Source organism: Vibrio sp. Y176, from assembly GCF_033438945.1.
The window spans coordinates 1-812 of record NZ_JAWOQS010000322.1 but is presented as its reverse complement, the minus strand read 5'-3'; the positions used below and the strand labels follow the sequence as shown (position 1 = coordinate 812).

General features: G+C 46.6%; 1 pseudogene. It reads right to left on the bottom strand.

What is annotated here, in order from left to right:
- Window positions 1-42: 42 nt before the first annotated feature.
- Window positions 43-812, bottom strand: a pseudogene (locus tag R7O13_RS25830) (heme anaerobic degradation radical SAM methyltransferase ChuW/HutW); the annotation flags it as partial.

Sequence of the window (812 nt, the reverse complement as noted above, 5' to 3'; positions counted from 1 at the left end):
GATTCCATTTTGTTTTCCATCTTTTTCTTCAATTTGTTTTCATTAATTATTGGATACTTTTGGCACGCTTTCGTTCATCTCTGATGTCAGTACCTGAATACAGGCTTGCGCTAACGAAACGGCCCAAAAACTGCCCGCTAAAGTAAGCACTAAGCTTCGCTCTTGAAGCTCAACTAAGCCTTTGTCTTGCCATACTTTAAACATCGGCATGAGAAAATCGAACGTATCGCTACCCATAAACACCGGCAATTTACTTGCCTGAACAATGCCGCGGTCAAACCCGGATTTTAGCGCTGCAAATAATGGCTCTAATGGGCTGTGCTTCATCATCATCGCAATCGTACTTTGCCCTTCATTCACCGCTTTGATGTAGGTGTCTAAAGTACGGTGCAGCATCATCCCGTAGCCGCCAATGTTGCCACCAGCACCGCATCCAATCGGTAACACTTCTGCGTACGTCTTGGCTAAGCTGTTGTATAGGCTACGCTCACGGTTATCGACGGCCCAGTGGTTCACGCTCAACTGCTTCATATGGTGCTTCGCCATAAAGTTCACACCTAGCTCATACATGCCCGCTTTCTCTGGCGTCGTCGCTGGTGGTGGGATCTTGCCTTTTTCAACGAGATTGAGCATTGGCGCAGTGCCACCCACGACCAACTGATACAAATCCAAGCCATGCGCGCCTGTCGACATAAAATCGTTAAGATCTTGTTCAAGTATTTCTTTAGTTTGATAAGGCAAACCGTACAACAAGTCGATGATGACTGGGATTTTGTCTTCCTTCGCCAGTTCCGAAACGCGTTTAAGTACGT